Below are 23,253 nucleotides of genomic sequence, written 5' to 3'. Positions count from 1 at the left end.
ATGAAATCAATAATCAGATTTTTCGCAATAGCGGTTATTTTTTTAACTGGACAGAATGGATATTCCCAGGATCCAAATTTTCATGTTTATTTAAGCTTTGGACAGTCCAATATGGAAGGCGCAGCTCCAATAGAAGCTGAAGACAAAATAAATGTCGACCCTCGATTTCAGGTTCTGGAAGCAGTAAACTGTCCAGATTTGAATCGAGAAATGGGAAAGTGGTATACCGCAATACCGCCATTATGCAGATGTAAAACAGGATTGACATTAACGGACAATTTTGGAAGAACCATGGTGGCAAATCTTCCTAAAAACATAAAAGTAGGAGTAGTAAATGTAGCTGTTGGCGGATGTAAAATAGAACTTTTTGATAAAGATAATTTTGATAATTATATGAAAACAGCACCAGACTGGATGCTGGGTATGATCAAAGAATATAATGGAAGTCCGTATGCAAGATTGGTTGAAATGGCAAAAATTGCGCAAAAGAAAGGAGTGATAAAAGGTATTTTACTGCATCAGGGAGAATCTAATACAGGCGATACACTATGGCCAAAAAAGGTTAAAATAGTATATGATAATTTGATGAAAGATCTAAACCTTGATCCTAAAAAAGTGCCATTGCTTTCCGGTGAAACCGTTCATGAAGAACAAAAAGGAAAATGCGCGAGCATGAATAAAATCATCGCAACGCTGCCTCAGACCATTCCAACCTCTTATATAATTTCATCAAAAGGCTGCGCAGTAGCTCCAGATTTCCTTCACTTTAGTGCAGCAGGATATAGAGATTTAGGAAAGCGTTACGCAGAAAAAATGCTTTTATTATTAGGGTATAAAACAAATAACACAAATGATCCTTTTATAGTTCAAGCGCCAGTCGGTTTTGACCAGTTAAATCCAGCAGTTCCAGCAGGAAAAGTAGAAACGGTAAGCTACGATTCAAAGACAGTCGGGACAGTAAGAAAAGCAACTATATATACGCCACCTGGATTTAGCAAAAACAAAAAATATCCAGTTTTATACCTTTTACACGGAATTGGCGGAGATGAAAAAGAATGGCTTAACGGAGGAAGTCCGCAGATTATATTGGACAATCTTTATGCAGAAGGAAAATTAGAACCAATGATCGTGGTAATGCCAAACGGAAGAGCCATGAAAGATGACAGCGCTACTGGAAATATAATGGCGCCAGACAAAGTGCAGGCATTTGCAGATTTTGAAAAAGATTTATTGAAGGATTTGATTCCTTTTATTGAAAAAAAATACAATGTTTATAAAGATAGAGAGCATCGTGCCATTGCAGGATTATCTATGGGAGGCGGACAGTCTCTGAATTTCGGATTAACCAACTTAGACAAATTTGCTTGGATTGGCGGATTTTCATCAGCTCCCAATACAAAGAAAACAGAAGAATTGGTGCCAAATCCAGAGGAAACAAAAAAGAAACTAAAACTGCTTTGGATTTCTTGTGGAGATAACGATTGGCTGCTTGAAAACAGCAAACGCACTCACGATTATTTATTTAAAAATAATGTGCCACATATTTATTATCTAGAACCGGGAGTTCATGATTTTAAAGTATGGAAAAACAGCTTATATATGTTTTCGCAGCTATTGTTCAAGCCTGTTGATGAATCCAATTTTGCAAAATATACGGTTCTAGGAACCACAGCTCAAACCAACATACGAAATGCCAAATATCCTCAGATTTTGCCTGATAACAGAGTGATTTTTAAAGTTAATGCACCTGAAGCATCAAAGGTGCAGATCGATCTAGGGAGAAAATACGATATGCAGAAAGACGGTCAGGGAGCTTGGAATCTTACAACCGATGTAATAAACGGCGGATTTAATTATTACTCGCTTTTGATTGATGGTGTGGCAGTTGCAGATCCGTCAAGTGAAACTTTTTACGGAATGGGACGTATGGCCAGTGGAATAGAAATCCCGAAAAGGGATGGTGATTTCTACGAATTGAAAACGGTTCCGCATGGTGAGGTAAGAATAATGAAATACTTTTCAAAAGGAACTAATTCTTGGCGTGAAATGTATGTGTATACGCCGCCAGGATACGAAACCTCTTCAGAAAAATTTCCTGTGCTGTATCTTTTACACGGAGGTGGTGAAGACCAAAGAGGATGGAGCACTCAAGGAAAAGCAAATTTGATTTTGGATAATTTAATTGCAGAAAATAAAGCAAAGAAAATGCTTATTGTAATGCTTGATGGCAATATGGGCAATACAGGCGGTATTGCAGGTTTTGGAGAAGAAACACTAAAAGCATTTGAAAACGAACTGAAAAACGGAGCAATACCTTTTGTAGAAAGTAATTTTAAGGTGGCAACAGACAGTAAAAACAGAGCTTTAGCCGGTTTGTCAATGGGAGGATTACAGACACTTTACGCTGGAATTAAAAACTCAAATATGTTTTCAAGTTTGGGCGTTTTCAGTTCAGGATGGTGGGCAAACAATCCGAAATTATCAGATCCTCAATATGAGTTTATAAAAAATAATGCACAGTCTATTAATGCTAATCTAAAAGATTTTTGGATTTCGATGGGCGGAAAAGAAGATATCGCCTATGAAAACTGTAAAATTATGATGCAGAAATTCGATCAATTTGGAATAAAATATAACTATAGTGAATATTCTGGTGGACACACATGGCCGGTGTGGAGACATGATTTGTTCCTATATTCGCAGTTATTATTCAAATAATAAAACAAAAAACGGAATGTGAAGATCTTGATTTTGAATAAATTAGGTCTGTAATCGATTGACAAAAAATACCTGATGAAAAACTATTTTAAATTTATAAGCACTTTAATTATTGTTTTGTTAAGCACTATGTCAAAGGCTTCTCAGCCTTTTATAACGGAAAATAAAAGTCAGGATGTTATGGTGCTGAAAGAAAAAACGTTATCACTTTCTTTTTTGATAAATTCAAGTTTAGATGCAGGTATTTTGCGTGCTGTAAATAATCTTCAATCAGATTTTGAGAAAGTTACAGGCCAGCGTCCTATTATTTTAAATCAAAATCCCAATGCATCGTCACCTCTCATTATCATCGGAACGATCGGATCTAATTCGGTTATCGATGAATTAATTAAACAGAAAAAAATCGAGGGAAAAGAACTTACAGGTAAAAATGAAAAATTCATTATACTACACGTTAAAAATCCTTTCAAAGGTGTAAATGAAGCGCTCGTAATTGCAGGAAGCGACAAACGCGGCACGATTTACGGAATTTATGAATTATCGAGACAAATTGGCGTTTCTCCTTGGTATTACTGGGCTGACGTGCCTGTAAAACAAAAAGAAAACATCTATTTCATTAAAGGAATGTATACCGATGGAGAACCAGCTGTAAAGTACAGAGGCATTTTTCTTAATGATGAAGCTCCAGCTTTAAGTGGTTGGGCAAAAGCTACTTTTGGTGGTTTTAACAGCAAGTTTTACGAAAAAGTTTTTGAATTAATCCTTAGACTGAAAGGCAATTACATCTGGCCGGCAATGTGGGGAAATGCATTTTATGATGATGATGCAGCCAGTGGTCCTTTAGCAAATGAAATGGGAATTGTAATGGGAACTTCCCACCATGAACCGATGGCTTTGGCACAAACAGACTGGCATCGATACATTAAAAAAAATAATTTGCCTAATATTTGGGATTACTCGAAAAACAAGACAGTTTTGGACGAATTCTGGAAAACGGGGATTCAGCGAAGCAAAAATTGGGAAAAACTGGTAACCATTGGGATGCGTGGTGATGGAGACGAAGCGATGAGCGAAGGCACCAATATAAGTTTACTGGAAAATATTGTAAAAGACCAGCGCAGAATTATCGAAAGTGAAACTGGTAAAAGCGCCAATAAAACACCTCAGGTTTGGGCTTTATATAAAGAAGTTCAGGATTATTACGATCAGGGAATGCGTGTTCCTGATGATGTAATTCTTCTGTTTTGTGATGATAATTGGGGAAATGTCCGCAAACTTCCAGATCTTTCTAAACCCTTGCATAAAGGAGGTTACGGAATGTATTATCATTTTGACTATGTTGGAGGTCCAAGAAATTCAAAATGGATAAACATCAGTCCGATACAAAGAGTTTGGGAACAAATGAATCTTAGTTATGAAAACGGAGTCGATAAAGTCTGGATTGTGAATGTTGGGGATTTAAAACCAATGGAATTCCCGATCAGCTTCTTTTTAGACATGGCTTGGAATCCTAAAAACTTCAACTCTCAGAATTTATTCCAATACACAGAGAGTTGGGCAGGAGAACAATTTGGAACCAAATATTCCACAGAAATTGCCAGATTATTAAATACCTATCCAAAATTCAATCGTCGGGTTACTCCAGAAATGCTGGACAGTAAAACCTATTCATTAGAAAATTATAATGAATTTGAAACGGTCGTTAACGATTACAAAAAATTAGCACTAGATGCTTACAGAGTTTACAACGAACTTCCAAACGAATATAAAGATGCTTATTTCGAGCTGGTTTTGTATCCTATAGACGCCTGCTGTAACCTTTATGAAATGTATTTTGCGCAGGCAAAAAACAAGAAACTGGCATCGGAAAAAAATAATCTTGCCAATTATTATGCAGATGAGGTTAAAGTAAAATTTGAACGCGATTCTATTCTTCAAAACAAATACAATAATGAAATTGCAGGAGGCAAATGGCCTCACATGATGGATCAGATGCGAATAGGGTATAAAGCTTGGCACGATGGCCCGAAAAATATTCTTCCTGACGTAAAATATCTTTCTAGTAGCGAAATTATAGTTCCGAAAGTTTTTGTAGAAAAAGAGGGTTATGTTTCGATTCATGCAGAACACTTTTCTAAAGCCAATAATTCAAAAAAAATACATTGGGAAGTGATTCCAGATTTTGGAAAAACATTGAGTGGAATCACGACATTTCCGCAAAATATTTACCCAACAGTAGAAGATAATGTTTTTGTAGAATATGAAATCAATTTTGCTTCAACGGGAGAATTTAAGGTAGAACTTTTATTGGCGCCAACACTGAATTTTAACAGCAATAAAGGACTTCGATATGAAATTTCTTTTGATGGAGAAAAACCGCAACTTGTAAATTTCAATGGACATTATAAAGGAGAATTAGGTAAATGGCAGGCAGAGCACATGATTCATTCTTTAACTAAACATAACATCTTGAAATCGGGAACACACAAGCTTCGTTTCAGGGTTTTAGATCCAGGAATTGTGCTTCAAAAAATACTGATTGATACAGGCGGTTTGAAACCGTCTTATTTGGGAGCTCCAGAAAGTGATCGAGTAGCTGAATAAGTTTTACAATTTCTTTTTTGTTAGAAAAGAATATTAAAAAATGACTAAAAATATATGAAAAAGCATTTGTTTAATCTCCTGTTTTTCTTCGGAATTTCCATGTTAGGTCAAGAGAAATCAGATCTAAAGCTTTGGTATAAAGCTCCATCTGGTGATGTTTGGGAAAACGCATTGCCAATAGGAAATGGTTTTCAGGGCGCCATGGTGTATGGAAATGTCGGAAAAGAAATTTTTCAGCTGAATGAAAGCACTATTTGGAGCGGAAGTCCTAACCGAAATGATAATCCGCTGGCAAAAGAAGCTCTGGCTCAGATTAGACAATTTCTTTTTCAGGGAGAATATCAAAAAGCCGAAAAACTGATCAATGAGACTATCATTACCAAAAAATCTCATGGGCAGATGTTTCAGCCTGTCGGGAATTTGGAACTGAATTTCCCAGATCAAAAGTATTCCGATTATTATCGTGAACTGGATATTGAAAATGCAGTTGCAAAAACAATGTATAAAGTAAACGGAGTGACTTTTACAAGAGAAGCTTTTACCTCTTTTGCAGACAGAGTTTTGGTTATTAAACTTTCTGCAGATAAACCTGGACAGCTATCATTTACAGCTGGTTTTACATCAGAACATAAGAAGCAAAAAATTACAGTTAATAATAATAATGAAATTTCACTTTGGGGAAACACCAGCGATCATGAAGGAGTAGAAGGAAAAGTTCAGTTTAATGCATTGGCAAAATTAAAAGTCGAAGGCGGAAATATCGGTGCTGTTGATAATGCGTTGAAAGTCGATAAAGCTGATTCTGTAGTGATTATGGTTTCTATAGCTTCAAACTTTGTAAATTATAATGATTTAAGCGGCGATGAAAAAAAATTGGCTAAATCTTATCTAGATAATGCATTTGTTAAGAATTATGATAAGATGAAAACCGCTCATATTGCTGCTTATCAAAAGTATTTCAAAAGAGTAAAACTTGATTTAGGAACTACAGAACAAGCTAAATTGCCTACAGATGAGAGATTATCTAATTTTAGAAATGTGTCAGATCCGTCTTTTGTAACCTTATATTATCAGTACGGTAGGTATCTGCTAATTTCTTCTTCACAGCCAGGCGGACAGGCTGCAAATCTGCAGGGAATCTGGAATCGCAGTATGACACCGGCATGGGATAGCAAATACACCATCAACATTAATACAGAAATGAATTACTGGCCAGCCGAAAAAACAAACCTTTCTGAAATGCATGAACCTTTATTAAAAATGATTCAGGAACTTTCGGAAACAGGACAGGAAACGGCCAAAGTAATGTACGGTGCTAGAGGATGGATGGCGCATCATAATACAGATATTTGGAGAGTGAATGGAGCAGTCGACGGCGCAACGTGGGGAGTTTGGAATGCCGGCGGAGGATGGTTAAGCCAACATGTTTGGGAGCATTATTTGTATACAGGAGATATAGTATATTTAAAGTCTGCTTACGAGATATTAAAAGGAGCAGCGGCTTTTTATGCTGATTTTCTTGTTGAAGATCCCAGAAATGGATGGCTGGTGGTAGCTCCTGGAAATTCGCCTGAAAATACGCCAAAGGCACATCAAAATTCGGCAATGACAGCAGGTTCGACTATGGACAATCAAATTGTGTTTGATGTTTTTAGCACGCTTATAAAAGCTTCAGAAGTTTTACAGAAAGACGCAGCATTTGCAGACAGTCTTAGAGTACTGAGAAAGAAACTGCCTCCTATGCAAATAGGAAAATACAATCAGCTTCAGGAATGGCTTGATGACGTAGATGATCCAAAAGATAATCACCGTCATATTTCACATTTATATGGTTTGTATCCGTCCAATCAGATTTCAGCCTATAGAACTCCAGAGCTTTTTGCCGCTGCAAAAAACACATTGCTACAAAGAGGTGATGTATCTACAGGATGGAGCATGGGCTGGAAAGTAAACTGGTGGGCAAAAATGCAGGACGGCAATCATGCCTACAGCTTAATTCAAAATCAATTGACACCGCTTGGCGTAAATCGCGAAGGAGGCGGAACCTATAATAACCTTTTTGATGCGCATCCGCCATTTCAGATCGATGGTAATTTTGGCTGTACTTCTGGTATTACCGAGATGCTTATGCAAAGTTCAGATGGAGCAATTCATCTGCTTCCTGCTTTACCTGATGCTTTAAAGGAATACGGATCGATAAGCGGTTTAAAAACGAGAGGAGGTTTTGAAATAAAAGATTTAAAGTGGAAAAATGGAAAAGTAATCGCTTTAACCATTTATTCTAATCTTGGCGGAAATCTAAGATTAAGAACTCCTAATGAGCTTATGCTAAAAAAGAACAAAAATTTAAAAGTAGCATCAGGTGTAAACCCAAATCTATTTTATGCGGTGGAGGAAACCGAAAAACCAATTATTTCTAAAGATTCAAACATTCAATTGCTAAATATTAAAGCATCTTACTTGTATGATATCATGACAGAAAAAGGGAAAACCTATACTTTTTACTTTCAATAAATTCAAATTCAATCTATAATGAAAAACAACATTTTATTTTACCTATTCGCCTTAATGATAGGAGCCAATACATCGGCTCAAATGAAGTTATTTGATTTAAGCGAAGTAAAACTAAAAGAAGGACCGTTTAAAAATGCTCAAGATGTAGATCTAAAGTATATTTTAGCTTTAGATCCTGACAAACTTCTAGCGCCTTATTTACTAGAATCTGGGCTTCCGCCAAAGGCAGATCGTTATGGCAATTGGGAAAGTATAGGATTGGATGGACATATTGGGGGACATTATCTTTCGGCTTTAGCTATGATGTATGAGTCTACTGGAAACAAAGAGCTTAAAGATAGATTAGACTATATGCTTTCAGAATTGGCGCGCTGTCAGGCTAAAAATGGCGACGGCTATGTAGGAGGTATTCCACAAGGTAAAATTTTTTGGGATCGAATCCATAAAGGAGATATTGACGGAAGTAGCTTTGGACTCAACAATACTTGGGTTCCTATCTATAACATTCACAAACTTTTTGCTGGTTTAATTGATGCTTATCAATACACAGGAAGTGATCAAGCAAAAAATATAGTAATAAAACTTGGAGACTGGTTTATAGAATTAATCCGTCCGCTTTCTGATGAACAGATCCAGAAAGTTTTGGCAACAGAGCATGGAGGCATAAATGAATCTTTTGCCGATTTGTATATCATTACAAAAGATAAAAAATACCTTGAAACCGCCGAAAAATTATCGCATAAAGCTTTATTAAATCCATTACTGCAAAAAGAAGACAAACTCACAGGACTTCACGCTAATACTCAAATACCAAAAGTTGTTGGTTTTGAGAAGGTTGCTGCTCTTTCTGGTAATAAAGAATGGTCAGATGGTGTGCAGTTTTTTTGGGATAATGTAACGCAAAAAAGAACAGTTGCATTTGGAGGAAACAGTGTTGCAGAACATTTTAATCCAGTTAACGATTTCAGCGGTATGGTAAAATCGAATGAAGGGCCAGAAACCTGCAATTCGTACAATATGGAACGTCTTGCTAAAGCTTTGTTTCTCGATAAAAATGATGTGCATTATCTAGATTTTTACGAAAGAACACTTTACAATCATATTCTTTCGAGCCAACATCCAGAAAAAGGAGGTTTTGTGTATTTTACGCCTATTCGTCCAAATCACTACCGCGTGTATTCTCAGCCTCAGACAAGCATGTGGTGCTGTGTGGGAACGGGACTTGAAAATCACACCAAATATGGAGAATTAATTTACAGCCATACACAAAATGATCTTTTTGTAAATCTTTTTATTCCTTCAATTTTAAAATGGGAAGAAAAAGGTATAGAGTTGGAACAAACCACAAAATTTCCTTATGAAAATGAGACAGAATTAGTTTTAAAACTTAAAAAATCAAAACACTTTGCTTTGAACATCCGTTACCCAAAATGGGCTGAAAGTTTTGAAATACTCATTAACGGAAAAGAACAAAAAATAGCATCTACACCATCTGAATATGTTGCGATTTCAAGAAAATGGAAATCAGGAGATAAAATAAGTGTCAGATTTAAAACGTCAATACATTTAGAAAATCTGCCAGACGGTTCCAATTGGAGTGCATTTGTCAAAGGGCCTATTGTGCTGGCTGCGAGAACTTCTACTGAAGGATTAAACGGATTGTTTGCAGATGACAGCCGAATGGGACACGCCGCAAGAGGAAAATTTATTCCGCTTGATAAAGCCTATGCATTGGTTGGGGATAAAGCAGATTATATATCGAAACTTAAAGAAACAGGGAATTTAAGATATAGTTTAGATTCATTAGAATTGGAGCCTTTTTTTGAAGTGCACGATGCCCGTTATCAAATGTATTTTCAGACGTATTCCAAAGAAGAATATAAAGAAAAGCAGGAGTTGCTGAAGAAGCAGGAAATTGAAGCAATGGCACTTGAAGCCAAAACAATAGATAAAATAAATTGCGGTGAACAGCAACCAGAAGTTGATCACTTGTATAAAGGAGAAAAAAGTAATTCTGGTTATGAGGATGGAAAGTTCTGGCGAAATACACGTTCTTATATCTCTTATCAAATGCTGAACAAAAACAGCAAAGGTCAGTTTTTGAATATAAGTGTTTTAGATGAATTCAATAGCGATAACATTACTATTTTAATCAATGAAAAGCCAGCGCTAGTAACTTCAGCAGATAAAAAGACAATCAACATAAAAATAGATAACAAGGAAGTGCTGAACATTAAAATTCTGGCAAAAGAAGGAAAAGTCAGCCCAAAATTTTCTCAGCTTAGAATTGTTACGAATTAACGAATAATATCTCTGTTAGACATTTTTCAGAGATCCCGAAAATAAACAACAACAATGAAAACAAAAGATTTTATTTATGGTTTTTTGGCGATTACATTTACTATTGTAACAAGTCATTCTCAAAAAGTAAAAGCCCAAAATCCCATTATTTTTGCAGATGTCCCTGATTTATCTATAATCAGGGTTAATGATGCTTATTATATGAGCAGTACCACAATGCATATGAATCCTGGGGTTCCTATTATGAAATCTAAGGATTTAGTGAATTGGGATCTTGTTAATTATGCCTATCAAACCTTGGAAGATAATGATGACCGGCTGAATTTAGATCATGGTAAAAATGACTATGGCAGAGGTTCATGGGCTAGTAGTCTGCGTTATCACAATGGGGTGTATTATGTAAGCACTTTTTCGGGAACAACGGGTAAAACCTATATTTTTTCTACAAAAAATATTGAAAAAGGTCCATGGAAGAAAACTGTTTTAAACAATTCCTATCACGACCATTCTCTTTTCTTTGATGATAATGGTAAAGTCTACTTGGTTTGGGGTGGTGGAAAGCTTCAGATAATAGAATTAAAAGAAGACTTGTCGGAAGTTAAAGAAGAGACTAAGAAAGTTTTAATAGAAAATGCCAATGCTCCAGCGCAGAGTGATATTATGCTGCCGGCAGAAGGATCACAGCTTTTTAAAATTAACGGAAAGTATTATTTATTTAATATCTGCTGGCCCAAAAATGGCATGCGCACGGTCATCATACATCGAGCAGATAATATTGCAGGACCATGGGAAGGAAAGATTGGATTGCAGGATTTGGGCGTTGCTCAAGGCGGACTTATTGATACTCCAGACGGCAGATGGTTTTCGTATTTATTTAGAGACGCAGGCGGTGTAGGACGTATTCCGTATCTGGTTCCTGTAAAATGGGAAAATGGCTGGCCAATATTGGGAGAAAATGGTAAAGTGCCTCAAAATTTAGAACTTCCTGCCAATAAAAGCCTTATACCTGGAATTGTAAACTCAGACGAATTTAATCGTAAAAACGGAGAAAGTGATCTGCCTTTGGTTTGGCAATGGAATCATAACCCAGATAATGCAAATTGGTCGGTAAAAGAAAGAAAGGGGTATTTAAGATTAAAAACATCCAGAATAGACAACAGTTTTACCCAGGTAAAAAATATTTTGACGCAGAGAACTTTTGGTCCCGTATGTTCAGCAGCCACAATGCTTGAAATTTCAAAGATGAAAGAAGGAGATTTTGCCGGTATTTCATTGTTGCAAAAAGATTTTGGCTTGGTTGGAGTAAAAATAGGCAATGGGGAAAAAAGAATTATGATGATGGATGCTGAAAAAGGAAATCCAAAAGAAATAGAAAGTATTCCATTAAATCAGAACAAAATATATTTTAAAGCCGAATGTGATTTTAGGAATCAGACAGATCAGGGACGATTTTATTATAGCTTAGATGGCAAAAAATGGATCAGCATAGGAAAACCAATCAAGATGCCATATACAATTCCACATTTCATGGGCTATAGATTTGGGTTGTTTAATTACGCTACTAAAACTGCTGGAGGTTTCGCGGATTTTGATTATTTCCGCATTGACGATAAGATTTCAGAAATGAAATAGTCTGCAGACAAAAGTTTTAAAAGCATTTAAAAATATAAACAATGAAATTAAAGTATTGGTTTATCATAAGTTTGTTTTCGGTAATTGGAGCTAATGCACAGCTCTTGCCTTATAAAAATCCTTCTTTAAGTTCCACCGATAGGGCAAAAGATTTGATTTCAAGATTAACGCTGGAAGAAAAAGCGGCTTTAATGTGTGATCAATCCGATGCTATTCCGAGACTTGGAATTAAAAAATTTAACTGGTGGAGTGAAGCTTTACACGGTTATGCAAACAACGACAATGTGACTGTTTTTCCTGAACCTATAGGAATGGCTGCTTCATTTGATGACCAATTACTATATCGCGTTTTTGATGCTGTTTCAGATGAAGCAAGAGCCAAATACAACCAATGGATTAAAGGTGGAAATGAAAATAAACGTTTTTTAAGTTTATCAGTATGGACACCAAATGTCAATATTTTCAGAGATCCGAGATGGGGACGTGGACAGGAAACGTACGGTGAAGATCCTTATCTGACCTCCAGAATGGGAGTTTCGGTCGTGAAAGGATTACAAGGTCCGGCAGACGCCAAATACCGTAAACTTTTGGCTTGTGCCAAACACTTTGCAGTACATTCAGGACCTGAATGGAGCAGGCACGAATTGAATTTAAATAACGTAAATCCACGTGAACTTTACGAAACCTATCTTCCTGCTTTCAAAGCGCTGGTACAGGAATCCGATGTTCGTCAAGTAATGTGTGCCTATCAGCGTTTGGATGATGAACCTTGCTGCAGTAATACCAAATTGCTACAACGTATTCTTCGAGATGAATGGGGATACAAATATATGGTAGTCTCAGACTGTGGTGCCGTAACCGATTTTTACACGACACACAAGGTTTCGTCAGATGCAGTCCACGCAGCTTCTAAAGCAGTTCTTGCTGGGACAGATGTAGAATGCGTCTGGGAAAATTATCCTTTTAAAAATCTGCCCGAGGCGGTTGAGAAAGATTTAATCAAAGAAGTTGACATTAATAAAAGTTTACAGCGTGTCTTGGAAGGCCGTTTTGAATTGGGAGAAATGGATGATGATGTGATAGTCCCATGGGCACAGATTCCGCCGTCTGTTCTTAACAGTAAAGAACATCAGCAGCTGGCATTAGAAATGGCTCAGAAATCAATGACATTACTGCAGAACAAAAACAATATTCTGCCATTAGATAAAACATCAAAAAAAATCGCAGTTATAGGACCTAATGCAGCAAATGAGCCTATGTTATGGGGAAATTATAACGGAACACCAGTCAAGACCATTACAATTAAAGAGGGAATAGAATCCAAAACAGGATCAGATAAAATCTTTTATGATAAAGCCTGTGATCTGGTAGAAGATAAAGTAAATCAAACCTATTTTGATCAGATTTCTTTTGAGGGAAAAAAAGGAATGAAAGCGACTTACTGGAATAACCCAAACCGAGAAGGAAATAGTGTTATTTCAACGCAGATTACCAACCCCATAAAAATGACAACAGCAGGACAGCATGAGTTTGCATCCGGAGTTAAACTAGAAGGATTTTCTGCAAAATATGAAGCAGATTTCACATCAAAAGCAACTGATACGCTTGTATTTAAAACGGGAGCCACAGGATTTTTTGAACTATTGGTTGATGGAAAATCTATTGCAAAATACACAAACTGGAGAACGGTGCCAGGAAATATTCCGTTTCCTGTAGAAGCAGGTAAAACGTATAAAATTGAAATTCATTTTGCACAGTCAAACAGCTGGCAGGCGAATCTTGAGTTTGATTTTGGAAAAGAATTTGATATCAATTTTAACTCTTTAATCCAAAAGTTAAAAGGGATTGATACCGTGGTTTTTGTAGGGGGTCTTTCTACTTTACTGGAAGGAGAAGAAATGCCTGTTTCTTATCCTGGCTTCAAGGGAGGCGACAGAACTAATATTGAATTACCAGCCGTACAAAGGAAATGTCTAAAAGAATTGAAAGAGGCAGGAAAGAAAGTTGTTTTTGTAAACTGTTCTGGTTCTGCTATTGCTTTAACTCCTGAAACGTCTAGCTGTGATGCCATTTTGCAGGCATGGTATCCAGGAGAATCAGGTGGACAGGCTGTTGCCGATGTACTTTTTGGAGATTATAATCCTGCAGGAAAATTGCCTATATCATTCTACAGAAATTCAGAAATATTAGGCGATTTTGAAGATTATTCCATGAAAGGACGCACTTACAGATATACTACAGATGTATTGTTTCCTTTTGGTTTCGGTTTGAGCTATTCTAAATTTAGTATTGGAACAGGCAAATTGAGCAAGAGCAAAATGAAGTCAGATGAAAACATTCAATTGAATGTTCCTGTGAAGAATACAAGTAAACGCGATGGAACCGAAATTATTCAGGTATATGTTAAAAAAGTAAATGATATTGACGGTCCATTAAAAACATTAAAAGCGTTTAAACGTGTTGCTGTAAAAGCGGGAAACAAAGAAAACGTGCTAATAGATTTGCCAGCTTCTTCATTTGAATTTTTTGATGCATCATCTATGGCTGTTAAAGTAACTCCTGGCGAATATGAAGTGTATTATGGCACTAGTTCAGCAACAAAAGATCTTAAAACACTTAAAGTATTTGTACAGTAAGAAACAATTACGCTCTAGATATAAAAAAGTTTAAACCAAGAAGGTTTTGCGGTATTTCAGTATTAAACAAATAAAATTCAACATGTTTTTTAAACTTAAACTTATAGCTCCTTTTTTTCTGATATTTTTATTTGGTTTTAAAAGTATAGACAAAAGTTATATCCTAGAAAAAGACCGTCTTTTGATTCCTTTAAAAGAGGGAATGTTGCATATCATTCCTATAACGGAGAATTCGGTTAGAATTCAGTTACGTGCCGAAAATACAAAGGAACTGCAAGAGCTGATTTTGGTAGAGAAGTTTGGTGTACCTGTTTTTAAAGTTGCAGAAAACAATAAGGAAATTCAGTTAAAGACTAAAAGCTTAACAGTTGTATTTGATAAAGAGGAAAAAAGTTTAAAGTTTAAAGATAAAGAGGGAAAAATATTCTTAAGTGAAAAAAGCGCGGGTAGAAAAATGACGTTAAACGATGCAAACGAATATGCATCTTTTACAGTGGAACAACGTTTTGATTCGCCAGAAAACGAATTTCTTTTTGGTTTAGGCCAATTTCAAGACGGGCACTATAATCTAAGAAACGTCAGTCGAAAATTGACACAAGTAAATACTCAGATTGCTATTCCTTTTTTGTACTCCAATAAAGGATACGGAATTTTATGGCATCAGTATGGCTTAACAGAATTTAATCCGAATGACAATTTTATTGCGCTTTCTAAAGAGATTAAATCTTCTGAAAAAGGGAAAGAAGAAGAGGTGACAACAACTTCTGGCACTCAGAAAGTATTGCAGAAAGAAGTAGTTTACAAAGGGAAATTTAATTTAGAAAGAGAAGGACAATATTCTATTATGCTGGATTTGGGCGATATGGACAATAGGCATCTTGTTATAATTGACGATAAAAAAATAATAGATCAGTCCAATTTATGGTTGCCACCTACTGTTAGTAAGATTTTAGATCTAACAGCAGGAGAACATGAGGTTAAGATAATTTGCAATTCGGCTAATACGCCAAAGCTTTCTTTTAGAAAAACGGATAATTCCACTACTTTTCGATCAACTGTTGCTCAATGTCTGGATTATGTTGTTTTTAAAGGCAAAAATGCAGATGAGGTAATTGGTACCTACAGAACTGTTTCGGGTAAATCACCATTGTTGCCTTTATGGGCATACGGTTTTTGGCAGTGCCGTGAACGATATACTTCAAGCGATCATTTAATTAATACAATTAAAGAATTTCGAGCAAGAAAACTACCTGTGGATGTTATAGTTCAGGACTGGCAGTATTGGGGAAATAATGGCTGGGGTGTTCCTCAGTTTGATGAAAAAAACTATCCAAATCCGGCAGGTTTTATAAAAGAATTACATGATTTAAACGCCCGTTTTACTGTGTCGATCTGGTCAAACCCTGATAAAAATTCTGTTATAGGAAAACAATTTGATACAAAAGGACTGTATATTCCTAATACAAAATGGTTGGATTATTTTAATACTGAAACACAAGAAAGATATTGGAATACCTTAAATGATAATTTGTTTTCTAAAGGAGTAGACAGCTGGTGGATGGATGCAACTGAACCTGAAAACGATGCGCTCACTGGCACGGTAACACATCAGGGGCCGGGAGATTTTTATCGTCTTACTTATCCGCTTTTTGTTAGTCAGTCGGTTTATGAAGGCCAGCGAAAAACAAATCTTCAAAAGCGTGTAGCCATTTTGACCCGTTCAGCATTTGCAGGACAGCATCGATATGGAACCATAAATTGGTCAGGCGATATAGGTGGAAACTGGGATAGTTTTAAAAGACAGATTGTTTCGGGAATGAATTTTACTTTAACCGGAATGCCTTATTGGACAACCGATATTGGCGGTTTTTTTAGACCTGGCGCTGGACAATACACAGATGAAAATTTCCATGAATTATTAACCAGATGGTTTCAATGGGGAGCATTCAGCACGATTTTCAGAATTCATGGTTATCAGACCGAAACAGAGCCTTGGAAATATGGATCTAAAGTGGAAGAGAACATGAGAAAAATGCTAAATCTTCGCTATACGCTAATTCCTTATATCTACTCTGAAACTTCAAAAATAAAAGAGGGATCGACTTTTATGAGGGCTCTTGTAATGGATTTTCAAAATGATGAGAATGCAGTAAATCAGCCTTATGAATACATGTTTGGAAGTTCCATATTAGTGACTCCTATTACAGAAACAGGAATGAAACAATGGCAGGTTTACTTGCCTAAAGATACAAATTGGATAGACTTTTGGACTGGCAAAAGCTTTAAAGGAGGTCAAAAAATAGAAACAAATACTGAAATAAGTAAAATTCCACTATTTATAAAAGCTGGGGCAATTTTGCCTTTTGGCCCTGAAATGCAGTACACAGCTGAGAAAAAATGGGATGATCTTGAAATAAGAATCTACGAAGGAGCAGATGGTGAATTTACGCTTTACGAAGACGAAGGAGATAATTATAATTATGAAAAAGGATCTTATTCGTTAATTAAATTCGAGTGGAAAAATGCTGAAAAAAGATTGATAATAAATGCAGTTAAAGGATCATTTAAAGGCATGCTGAAGGCTCGAAAATTTAATATTGTTTTAATAGGTTCAAAATCAGAGGTAAAACCAATTGAGGTTGAATATTCAGGTAAAAAAGAAATTTTTAAATTATGAAAAAGAAATATTCATTATTGCTGGCTGTTTTTATAATTGGTTTGTATGTTAATGCGCAGTCTTATCAAAAAACAGAATTAGGATTGAAGACAGTTATCAATTCAACCGTAATTGAGATTCAGTTTTACAGCCCGCAAATTGTCAGAGTAGTAAAGTATCCTGAGAAAAATACCTTTGAGAAAAAGAGTTTATCGGTAATTAAAGAGGCTGAAAAAACAAAACTGGTTATAAGTAAAAACGGTAGAGCAGTTCAAGTTAAAAGTAAAGCAATGCAGGTAAACCTGAATTTGGATTCAGGAAGAGTTTTATTCGAATCTTTAGCTGGTAAAGTTTTATTAAATGAAAAAGAATCCGGAGCAGTGTTTACTGAGTTTAATGACACAGGCAATAAAACGTTCACCGTAAGTCAGTCATTTGTATTAGATCCAAAAGAGTCTATTTACGGTTTGGGAATACTTCAAAATGGAAAAATGTCGCAACGAAATCAAAAACTGCACATGGTTCAGAATAATACATGGGATTTTGTTACTTTTTTCCAATCTGACAAAGGCTACGGATTGTTTTGGGATAATTATTCCCCAACAGATTTCAATGATAATGCTGAAGAAACCTCTTTTAAGTCAGAAGTGGGTGATGGCATCGATTATTATTTCATGCTTGGGAACAACGCTGACGGTGTTATTGCCCAAATGAGGGAATTAACTGGTCGTGTTCCAATGTTTCCAAAATGGACTTTTGGTTTTTGGCAGAGTAAAGAACGTTATAAAAGTCAGAATGAAACAGTAGAGGTCGTTAAGAAATACCGCGATCTCGGTGTTCCATTAGATGGTATTATCCAGGATTGGCAATATTGGGGAGATAATTATCACTGGAACGCAATGAGTTTTCTAAACCCTGAATTTTCTAAACCTGAAGAAATGGTAAATGACATCCATAAGCTGAATGCACATCTTCTTATATCCATATGGTCATCTTTTGGTCCTGAAACGCCTCAATTTAAAGAAATGAAGGGAAAAAATATGCTGTTTGATTTTCAGACATGGCCGCAGTCTGGAAAAGACGTCTGGCCTCCTGATATGAACTATCCTTCTGGTGTAAAAGTGTATGATGCCTACAATCCAGAAGCAAGAGACATTTACTGGAATTATTTAAACAAAGGATTATTTTCTTTAGGAATAGATGGATGGTGGATGGATTCTACAGAGCCGGATCACTTAGATTTTAAACCAGAAGATTTTGATAATAAAACATTCTTGGGATCTTTCAGAAAAGTGCGAAATGCTTATCCGTTAATGACTGTTGGCGGGGTTTACGATCATCAGCGTAAGTTTTCATCATCAAAAAGGGTTTTTATTTTAACTCGTTCGGCATTTGCCGGCCAGCAGCGCTATGGAGCCAATACTTGGTCAGGAGATGTTAATTCTTCTTGGGAAACATTGCGCAATCAAATTCCTGCAGGGCTAAATTTCTCTCTTTGTGGCATTCCGTACTGGAATTCTGATATTGGCGGTTTTTTTGCAGGGAGCTATAATAAGAATTCAAATAATGGCTTTGGTGCAAAAAATCTGTCTTATCAAGAACTTTACGTACGATGGTTGCAATTTGGAGCCTTCACGCCAATGATGCGCTCTCATGGTACAGATATTCCAAGAGAAATCTATCAATTTGGAAAAAAGGGAGAACCCATTTATGATGCTATCGAAAAAACAATCCATTTGCGTTATAAACTGCTTCCCTATATCTATTCTCATGCTTGGAAAGTTACCAATGAAAGCTCGAGCTTGATGCGCGCCTTAGTTATGGACTTTGCAGATGAAAAGGTAAAAGATATGAACAATGAATATCTTTTTGGCCAGTCCATTTTGGTGGCTCCTGTCGTTAATGCGCAATATACTTCCGAAACAATTGTAAAAACAAATGAAGACACAGGGTGGAATAAAAAGGAAACAGCTGAATCTGTCAAAAATGAGATAGTAGATTTTAATCAGAAAAAAACAAAAAAAGTATACCTGCCGGCTGGATGTTTCTGGTATAACTTCTGGACAAACCAAAAATTCAGCGGTGGACAGGAGATTGTTCAGGAAACTGCAATAGACCAAATTCCTTTATATGTCAAAGCAGGAAGTATTATTCCATTTGGGCCAAAAGTTCAATTTGTGGAAGAAAAGAAATGGGATGATCTTGAAATTAGAATCTACGAAGGAGCAGATGGTGAATTTACGCTTTACGAGGATGAAGGAGATAATTATAATTATGAAAACGGAAAGTATGCAACAATAACGTTTAAATGGAACGATTTAAAAAAAATCCTAACCATCAATAAGCAACAGGGATCGTTTCCTGAAATGATAAAGCAACGCAGATTTAAAATTATAAAAATATCTTCAGATCACTTAGAATCAGATGTATCTGCAAAGAAATTGGAAAAAATAATTAGTTACAACGGAAATAAAATTTCGGTAAAGTTGTAAGGAATAATAAGGTATCAAATCATATAATTCAAAAATTTTTAAATTAAATATTATGAATAAAAGCACTCATAAAATTATAGTTTTCTGCTCTCTTATAATGATTTCTTTTCAAGGAATTGCTCAAAGTGATATTAAGCAAAAACCTATAATCCAGACGAAATATACCGCTGATCCAGCCCCAATGGTTTATAAGGATACTGTTTTTTTATATACTTCTCATGATGAAGATGATGCTACAGGATTCAAAATGCTTGACTGGCTTTTGTATACTTCAACAGATATGGTAAACTGGACAGATAGAGGAGCTGTAGCCTCTTTAAAAGATTTTAGCTGGGCAAGACAAGACAACGGAGCTTGGGCAATTCAGACTATTGAGCGTAATGGAAAATTTTATCTATATGCACCAATGCATGGAAATGGAATAGGCGTTTTAGTTTCAGATAGCCCTTATGGCCCTTTTAAAGATCCATTGGGGAAACGATTAATAGAAACTGACCATAAATGGAATGATATTGATCCATCCCCTTTTATAGACGATGATGGACAAGCTTATTTGTACTGGGGTAATCCGGATGTTTATTACGTAAAATTAAATGAGGATATGATCTCTTATTCTGGCGATGTGATAAAAGAACCAACTAAACCGAAGAATTATCAGGAAGGACCATGGATTTACAAAAGAAAAGGAAAATATTACCTGTCATATGCTTCAACCTGTTGTCCGGAAGGAATTGGATATGCTATGAGTAATTCCCCAACGGGACCATGGGAATATAAGGGAATGGTAATAGAAGCAAGCGATAAAACAAGAGGAAATCATCCAGGAATTATTGATTACAAAGGGAAATCATATGTTTTTGGACATAGTTATGATGTTTTAAAGAGAGAAACTTCCACCTTTTATGAAAGACGTTCAGTTGACTTGGATGAAATTGTTTATAATCCGGATGGAACAATAAAAACGTTGTCTTACTTCTCGGTTGATGGACCTGCTGCAGTAGGTGACATTAATCCTTTTAAGCGTGTTGAAGCTGAAACGATTGCCTGGAGCGAAGGAGTAAAATCGAATAAAGATGAGAAAAGAGGAGTTTTTATAACTCAAATAGACAATAATGATTACATTGAAGTTAAAGCGGTTAATTTTAAGAAGTCGCCAAAGGCCTTCTTAGTAAATGCATCTTCTGTTTCGGGAGGCAAAATAGAAATACGTTTAGATGGCAAAGACGGGACACTTTTAGGAGTATGCGATATAAAAAATACTGGTGGCCAGGATAATTGGAAAGACTTCACCTGTAAGGTCAAAAAGGTAAAAGGTCTTCAAAATATCTTTTTTGTATTTAAAGGAGAGGGAAAATCAATGTTTAATTTAGATTGGTGGACTTTTAAATAATTTTTACCTCAAATTCAAAAAATATAAATAGTTAATAAATCATTTTAAAAATGTATTTCAAAAAAATAAAATTTTTAGCCACTTTTATTATTCCTATAATTGGATTTTCTCAAAACCCTATTGTACAGACAAGTTATACCGCAGATCCAGCTCCAATGGTTTACAACAATAAACTGTATTTATATACTTCGCATGATGAAGATGGTTCTACGTGGTTTACTATGAATGACTGGAAGCTGTATACTACAGAAGATATGGTGAATTGGACAGACCATGGCGCTGTATTATCTTATAAAGACTTTAGCTGGGCCAAAATGAATGCATGGGCAATTCAATGTATAGAAAGAAAAGGTAAATTTTATTTGTATGCCCCAATTACAGACAATCAAGGCAGAAATGGCATTGGAGTAGCGGTATCAGACAGTCCTTATGGGCCATTTATAGATCCGTTGGGAAAACCTCTGATACAAAATAGCAATGCCGATATTGATCCCACAGTTTTTATAGACGATGACGGGCAGGCTTATTTGGCGTGGGGCAATCCAGTTTGCCATTATGTGAAATTAAATGAAGACATGATATCATATAGTGATGAAATAAAAATATTTCCCAATACAATTGAATCATTTGGAAAACGTATAGGAAAAGAAGATCCACGAAGACCGACAACTTATGAAGAAGGTCCATGGCTTTACAAGAGAAACAAATTGTATTATCTGTTTTTTGCCGCAGGACCTATATCGGAACATATTGGTTATTCTACGAGTAAAAGTCCTGTCGGCCCATGGAAATATGAAGGTATTGTAATGCCTACACAAGGCGGAAGTTTTACCAACCATCCTGGTGTGGTGGATTTTAAAGGGAAGACTTATTTCTTTTATCATAATGGCGCTTTGCCAGGTGGAGGTGGTTTTACAAGATCTGTAGCTGTCGAAGAGCTTTCGTTTAATTCTAATGGAAAAATCAAAGAATTGAATATGACTGAGGGTATTATAAAAGGGATTGGCACTTTGAATCCTTATGCGAAGTCAGAAGCAGAAACTATGGCTTGGTCAAAAGATGTAAAGTCAATGCAGAATAAAGAGGTCGGAGTTTTTATAACGGCCATGAAAAATGATGCCTATACAAAGGTAAAAGGGGTTGATTTTCGTGATTCTGGCGCTTCAAAATTTACGGCACGTGTTGGCACTACTCATAATGGTAATGTCTCAATGGAAATAAGACTTGACTCTATTGATGGAGAATTGGTGGGAACAGTAAAAGTTCCTATGACTGGAGGAAATGACAGATGGGCTTTAGTTACAACAGATATTAAAAAAGTTACAGGAGTTCATGATCTTTTTTTTATATTTAAAGGAAATGCCGCGGAAAAAATAATGTACTTTGATTATTGGATGTTTTCTAAACAATAATTTTAATGACACTAAAAAACAATTATTAGCCAAAAATAAATTTTCAAACTTATGAATCTTAAAAGTATCATATTCTTATGTTTAGTAAGCTTTTTTAAACTAAACGCCCAATCCATAATTAAAAGTCCAGACGGAAAACTGGCAGTCTCAATTGCTTTAAATAATGGAATGCCTCAGTATAGTGTTACCTATAATGGAAAAATATTTATCGAAAAATCGCCTCTAGGTCTAAAAACAAATGTTGGGGATTTCAGCTCTGGATTGATTTTAGAGACAAATATCAGACAAAATAAAATTGACGAATCCTATCAGTTGCGCAACATAAAAAAAAGCGACATTCGCTATGTGGCGAATGAAGCAGTTTTTTCGTTTACCAAAGAAGGGAAATCAGCGTTAGATGTGATATTTAGAGTAAGCAATAATAATGTTGCATTTAGGTATAAATTGTATCCGCAAAAAGAAACCCTTTCTTGCGTGATTCAGGCAGAAGCTTCGGGTTTTTTACTGCCAAAAGGAACTACTACATTTCTTTGTCCACAAAGTAATCCAATGACTGGATTTGCAAGAACAGCCCCTAGCTATGAAACTTCCTATACACTAGACGATTCCATGGGAAAAAATGGATGGGGAAATGGATACACCTTTCCATGCCTGTTTAGGGTAAATGACAGCGGATGGGTCTTGATTTCTGAAACAGGAGTAGACAGCGGCTATTGCGCAAGCAGACTGATTGGTCGTGAAAACGGATTATATACCATTGGATTTCCGATGCCGAGGGAAAACAACGGAAATGGGACAGCAGCGCCGGGAATCCCGCTTCCGGGAGAAACGCCGTGGCGTACTGTTACTATTGGAGAAACATTGGCGCCTATTGTCGAAACCACGATTCCGTTTGACC

General features: G+C 36.1%; 11 protein-coding genes. All 11 read left to right on the top strand.

The genetic code is table 11. The features are described from left to right. Positions 1-2,718 (top strand): alpha/beta hydrolase-fold protein, encoded by a 2,718-nt coding sequence (locus BM289_RS22440; RefSeq protein ID WP_091497956.1) that lies wholly within the window; start codon positions 1-3, stop codon positions 2,716-2,718. 75 nt (positions 2,719-2,793) lie between these two features. Next, the gene (locus BM289_RS22435) at positions 2,794-5,322 is read left to right on the top strand and encodes a glycosyl hydrolase 115 family protein (RefSeq protein WP_091497953.1); all 2,529 of its coding nucleotides are present in this window, start codon (positions 2,794-2,796) and stop codon (positions 5,320-5,322) included. A 54-nt stretch (positions 5,323-5,376) separates the two neighbouring features. Next, on the top strand, positions 5,377-7,836 hold the full coding sequence (locus tag BM289_RS22430) for a glycoside hydrolase family 95 protein (RefSeq protein ID WP_091497951.1): 2,460 nt from the start codon (positions 5,377-5,379) through the stop codon (positions 7,834-7,836). An 18-nt stretch (positions 7,837-7,854) separates the two neighbouring features. Then, positions 7,855-10,137, top strand: coding sequence for a glycoside hydrolase family 127 protein (locus tag BM289_RS22425; protein WP_091497948.1), 2,283 nt, complete (start codon positions 7,855-7,857; stop codon positions 10,135-10,137). Between the two features lie 54 nt (positions 10,138-10,191). Beyond that, a complete protein-coding gene (locus BM289_RS22420) occupies positions 10,192-11,769 on the top strand; it encodes a glycoside hydrolase family 43 protein (RefSeq protein ID WP_091497945.1) in 1,578 nt (525 codons plus the stop codon). A gap of 41 nt (positions 11,770-11,810) precedes the next feature. Beyond that, positions 11,811-14,405 carry a xylan 1,4-beta-xylosidase gene (gene xyl3A / locus BM289_RS22415; protein WP_091497943.1) on the top strand — a complete coding sequence of 865 codons (2,595 nt, stop codon included), beginning with the start codon at positions 11,811-11,813 and terminating at the stop codon, positions 14,403-14,405. A gap of 82 nt (positions 14,406-14,487) precedes the next feature. Next, complete coding sequence (locus BM289_RS22410; RefSeq protein ID WP_091497941.1) at positions 14,488-17,082, top strand: glycoside hydrolase family 31 protein; 2,595 nt, start codon at positions 14,488-14,490, stop codon at positions 17,080-17,082. Continuing rightward, positions 17,079-19,553, top strand: a complete 2,475-nt coding sequence (locus BM289_RS22405) for a glycoside hydrolase family 31 protein (RefSeq protein ID WP_091497938.1) — start codon at positions 17,079-17,081, stop codon at positions 19,551-19,553. Before BM289_RS22410 ends, BM289_RS22405 begins: the two co-directional genes overlap by 4 nt. Before the next feature lie 52 nt (positions 19,554-19,605). Then, positions 19,606-20,943, top strand: a complete 1,338-nt coding sequence (locus tag BM289_RS22400; RefSeq protein WP_091497936.1) for a glycoside hydrolase family 43 protein — start codon at positions 19,606-19,608, stop codon at positions 20,941-20,943. A 50-nt stretch (positions 20,944-20,993) separates the two neighbouring features. Further along, positions 20,994-22,355, top strand: coding sequence for a glycoside hydrolase family 43 protein (locus BM289_RS22395; protein WP_091497933.1), 1,362 nt, complete (start codon positions 20,994-20,996; stop codon positions 22,353-22,355). A 51-nt stretch (positions 22,356-22,406) separates the two neighbouring features. Next, on the top strand, positions 22,407-23,253 hold an 847-nt coding region (locus BM289_RS22390), incomplete at its 3' end, for a glycoside hydrolase family 97 N-terminal domain-containing protein (RefSeq protein WP_208610275.1).

It is taken from the genome of Flavobacterium phragmitis (assembly GCF_900112575.1).
GTDB lineage: Bacteria > Bacteroidota > Bacteroidia > Flavobacteriales > Flavobacteriaceae > Flavobacterium > Flavobacterium phragmitis.
This window is presented reverse-complemented; position numbering and strand designations above follow the sequence as displayed.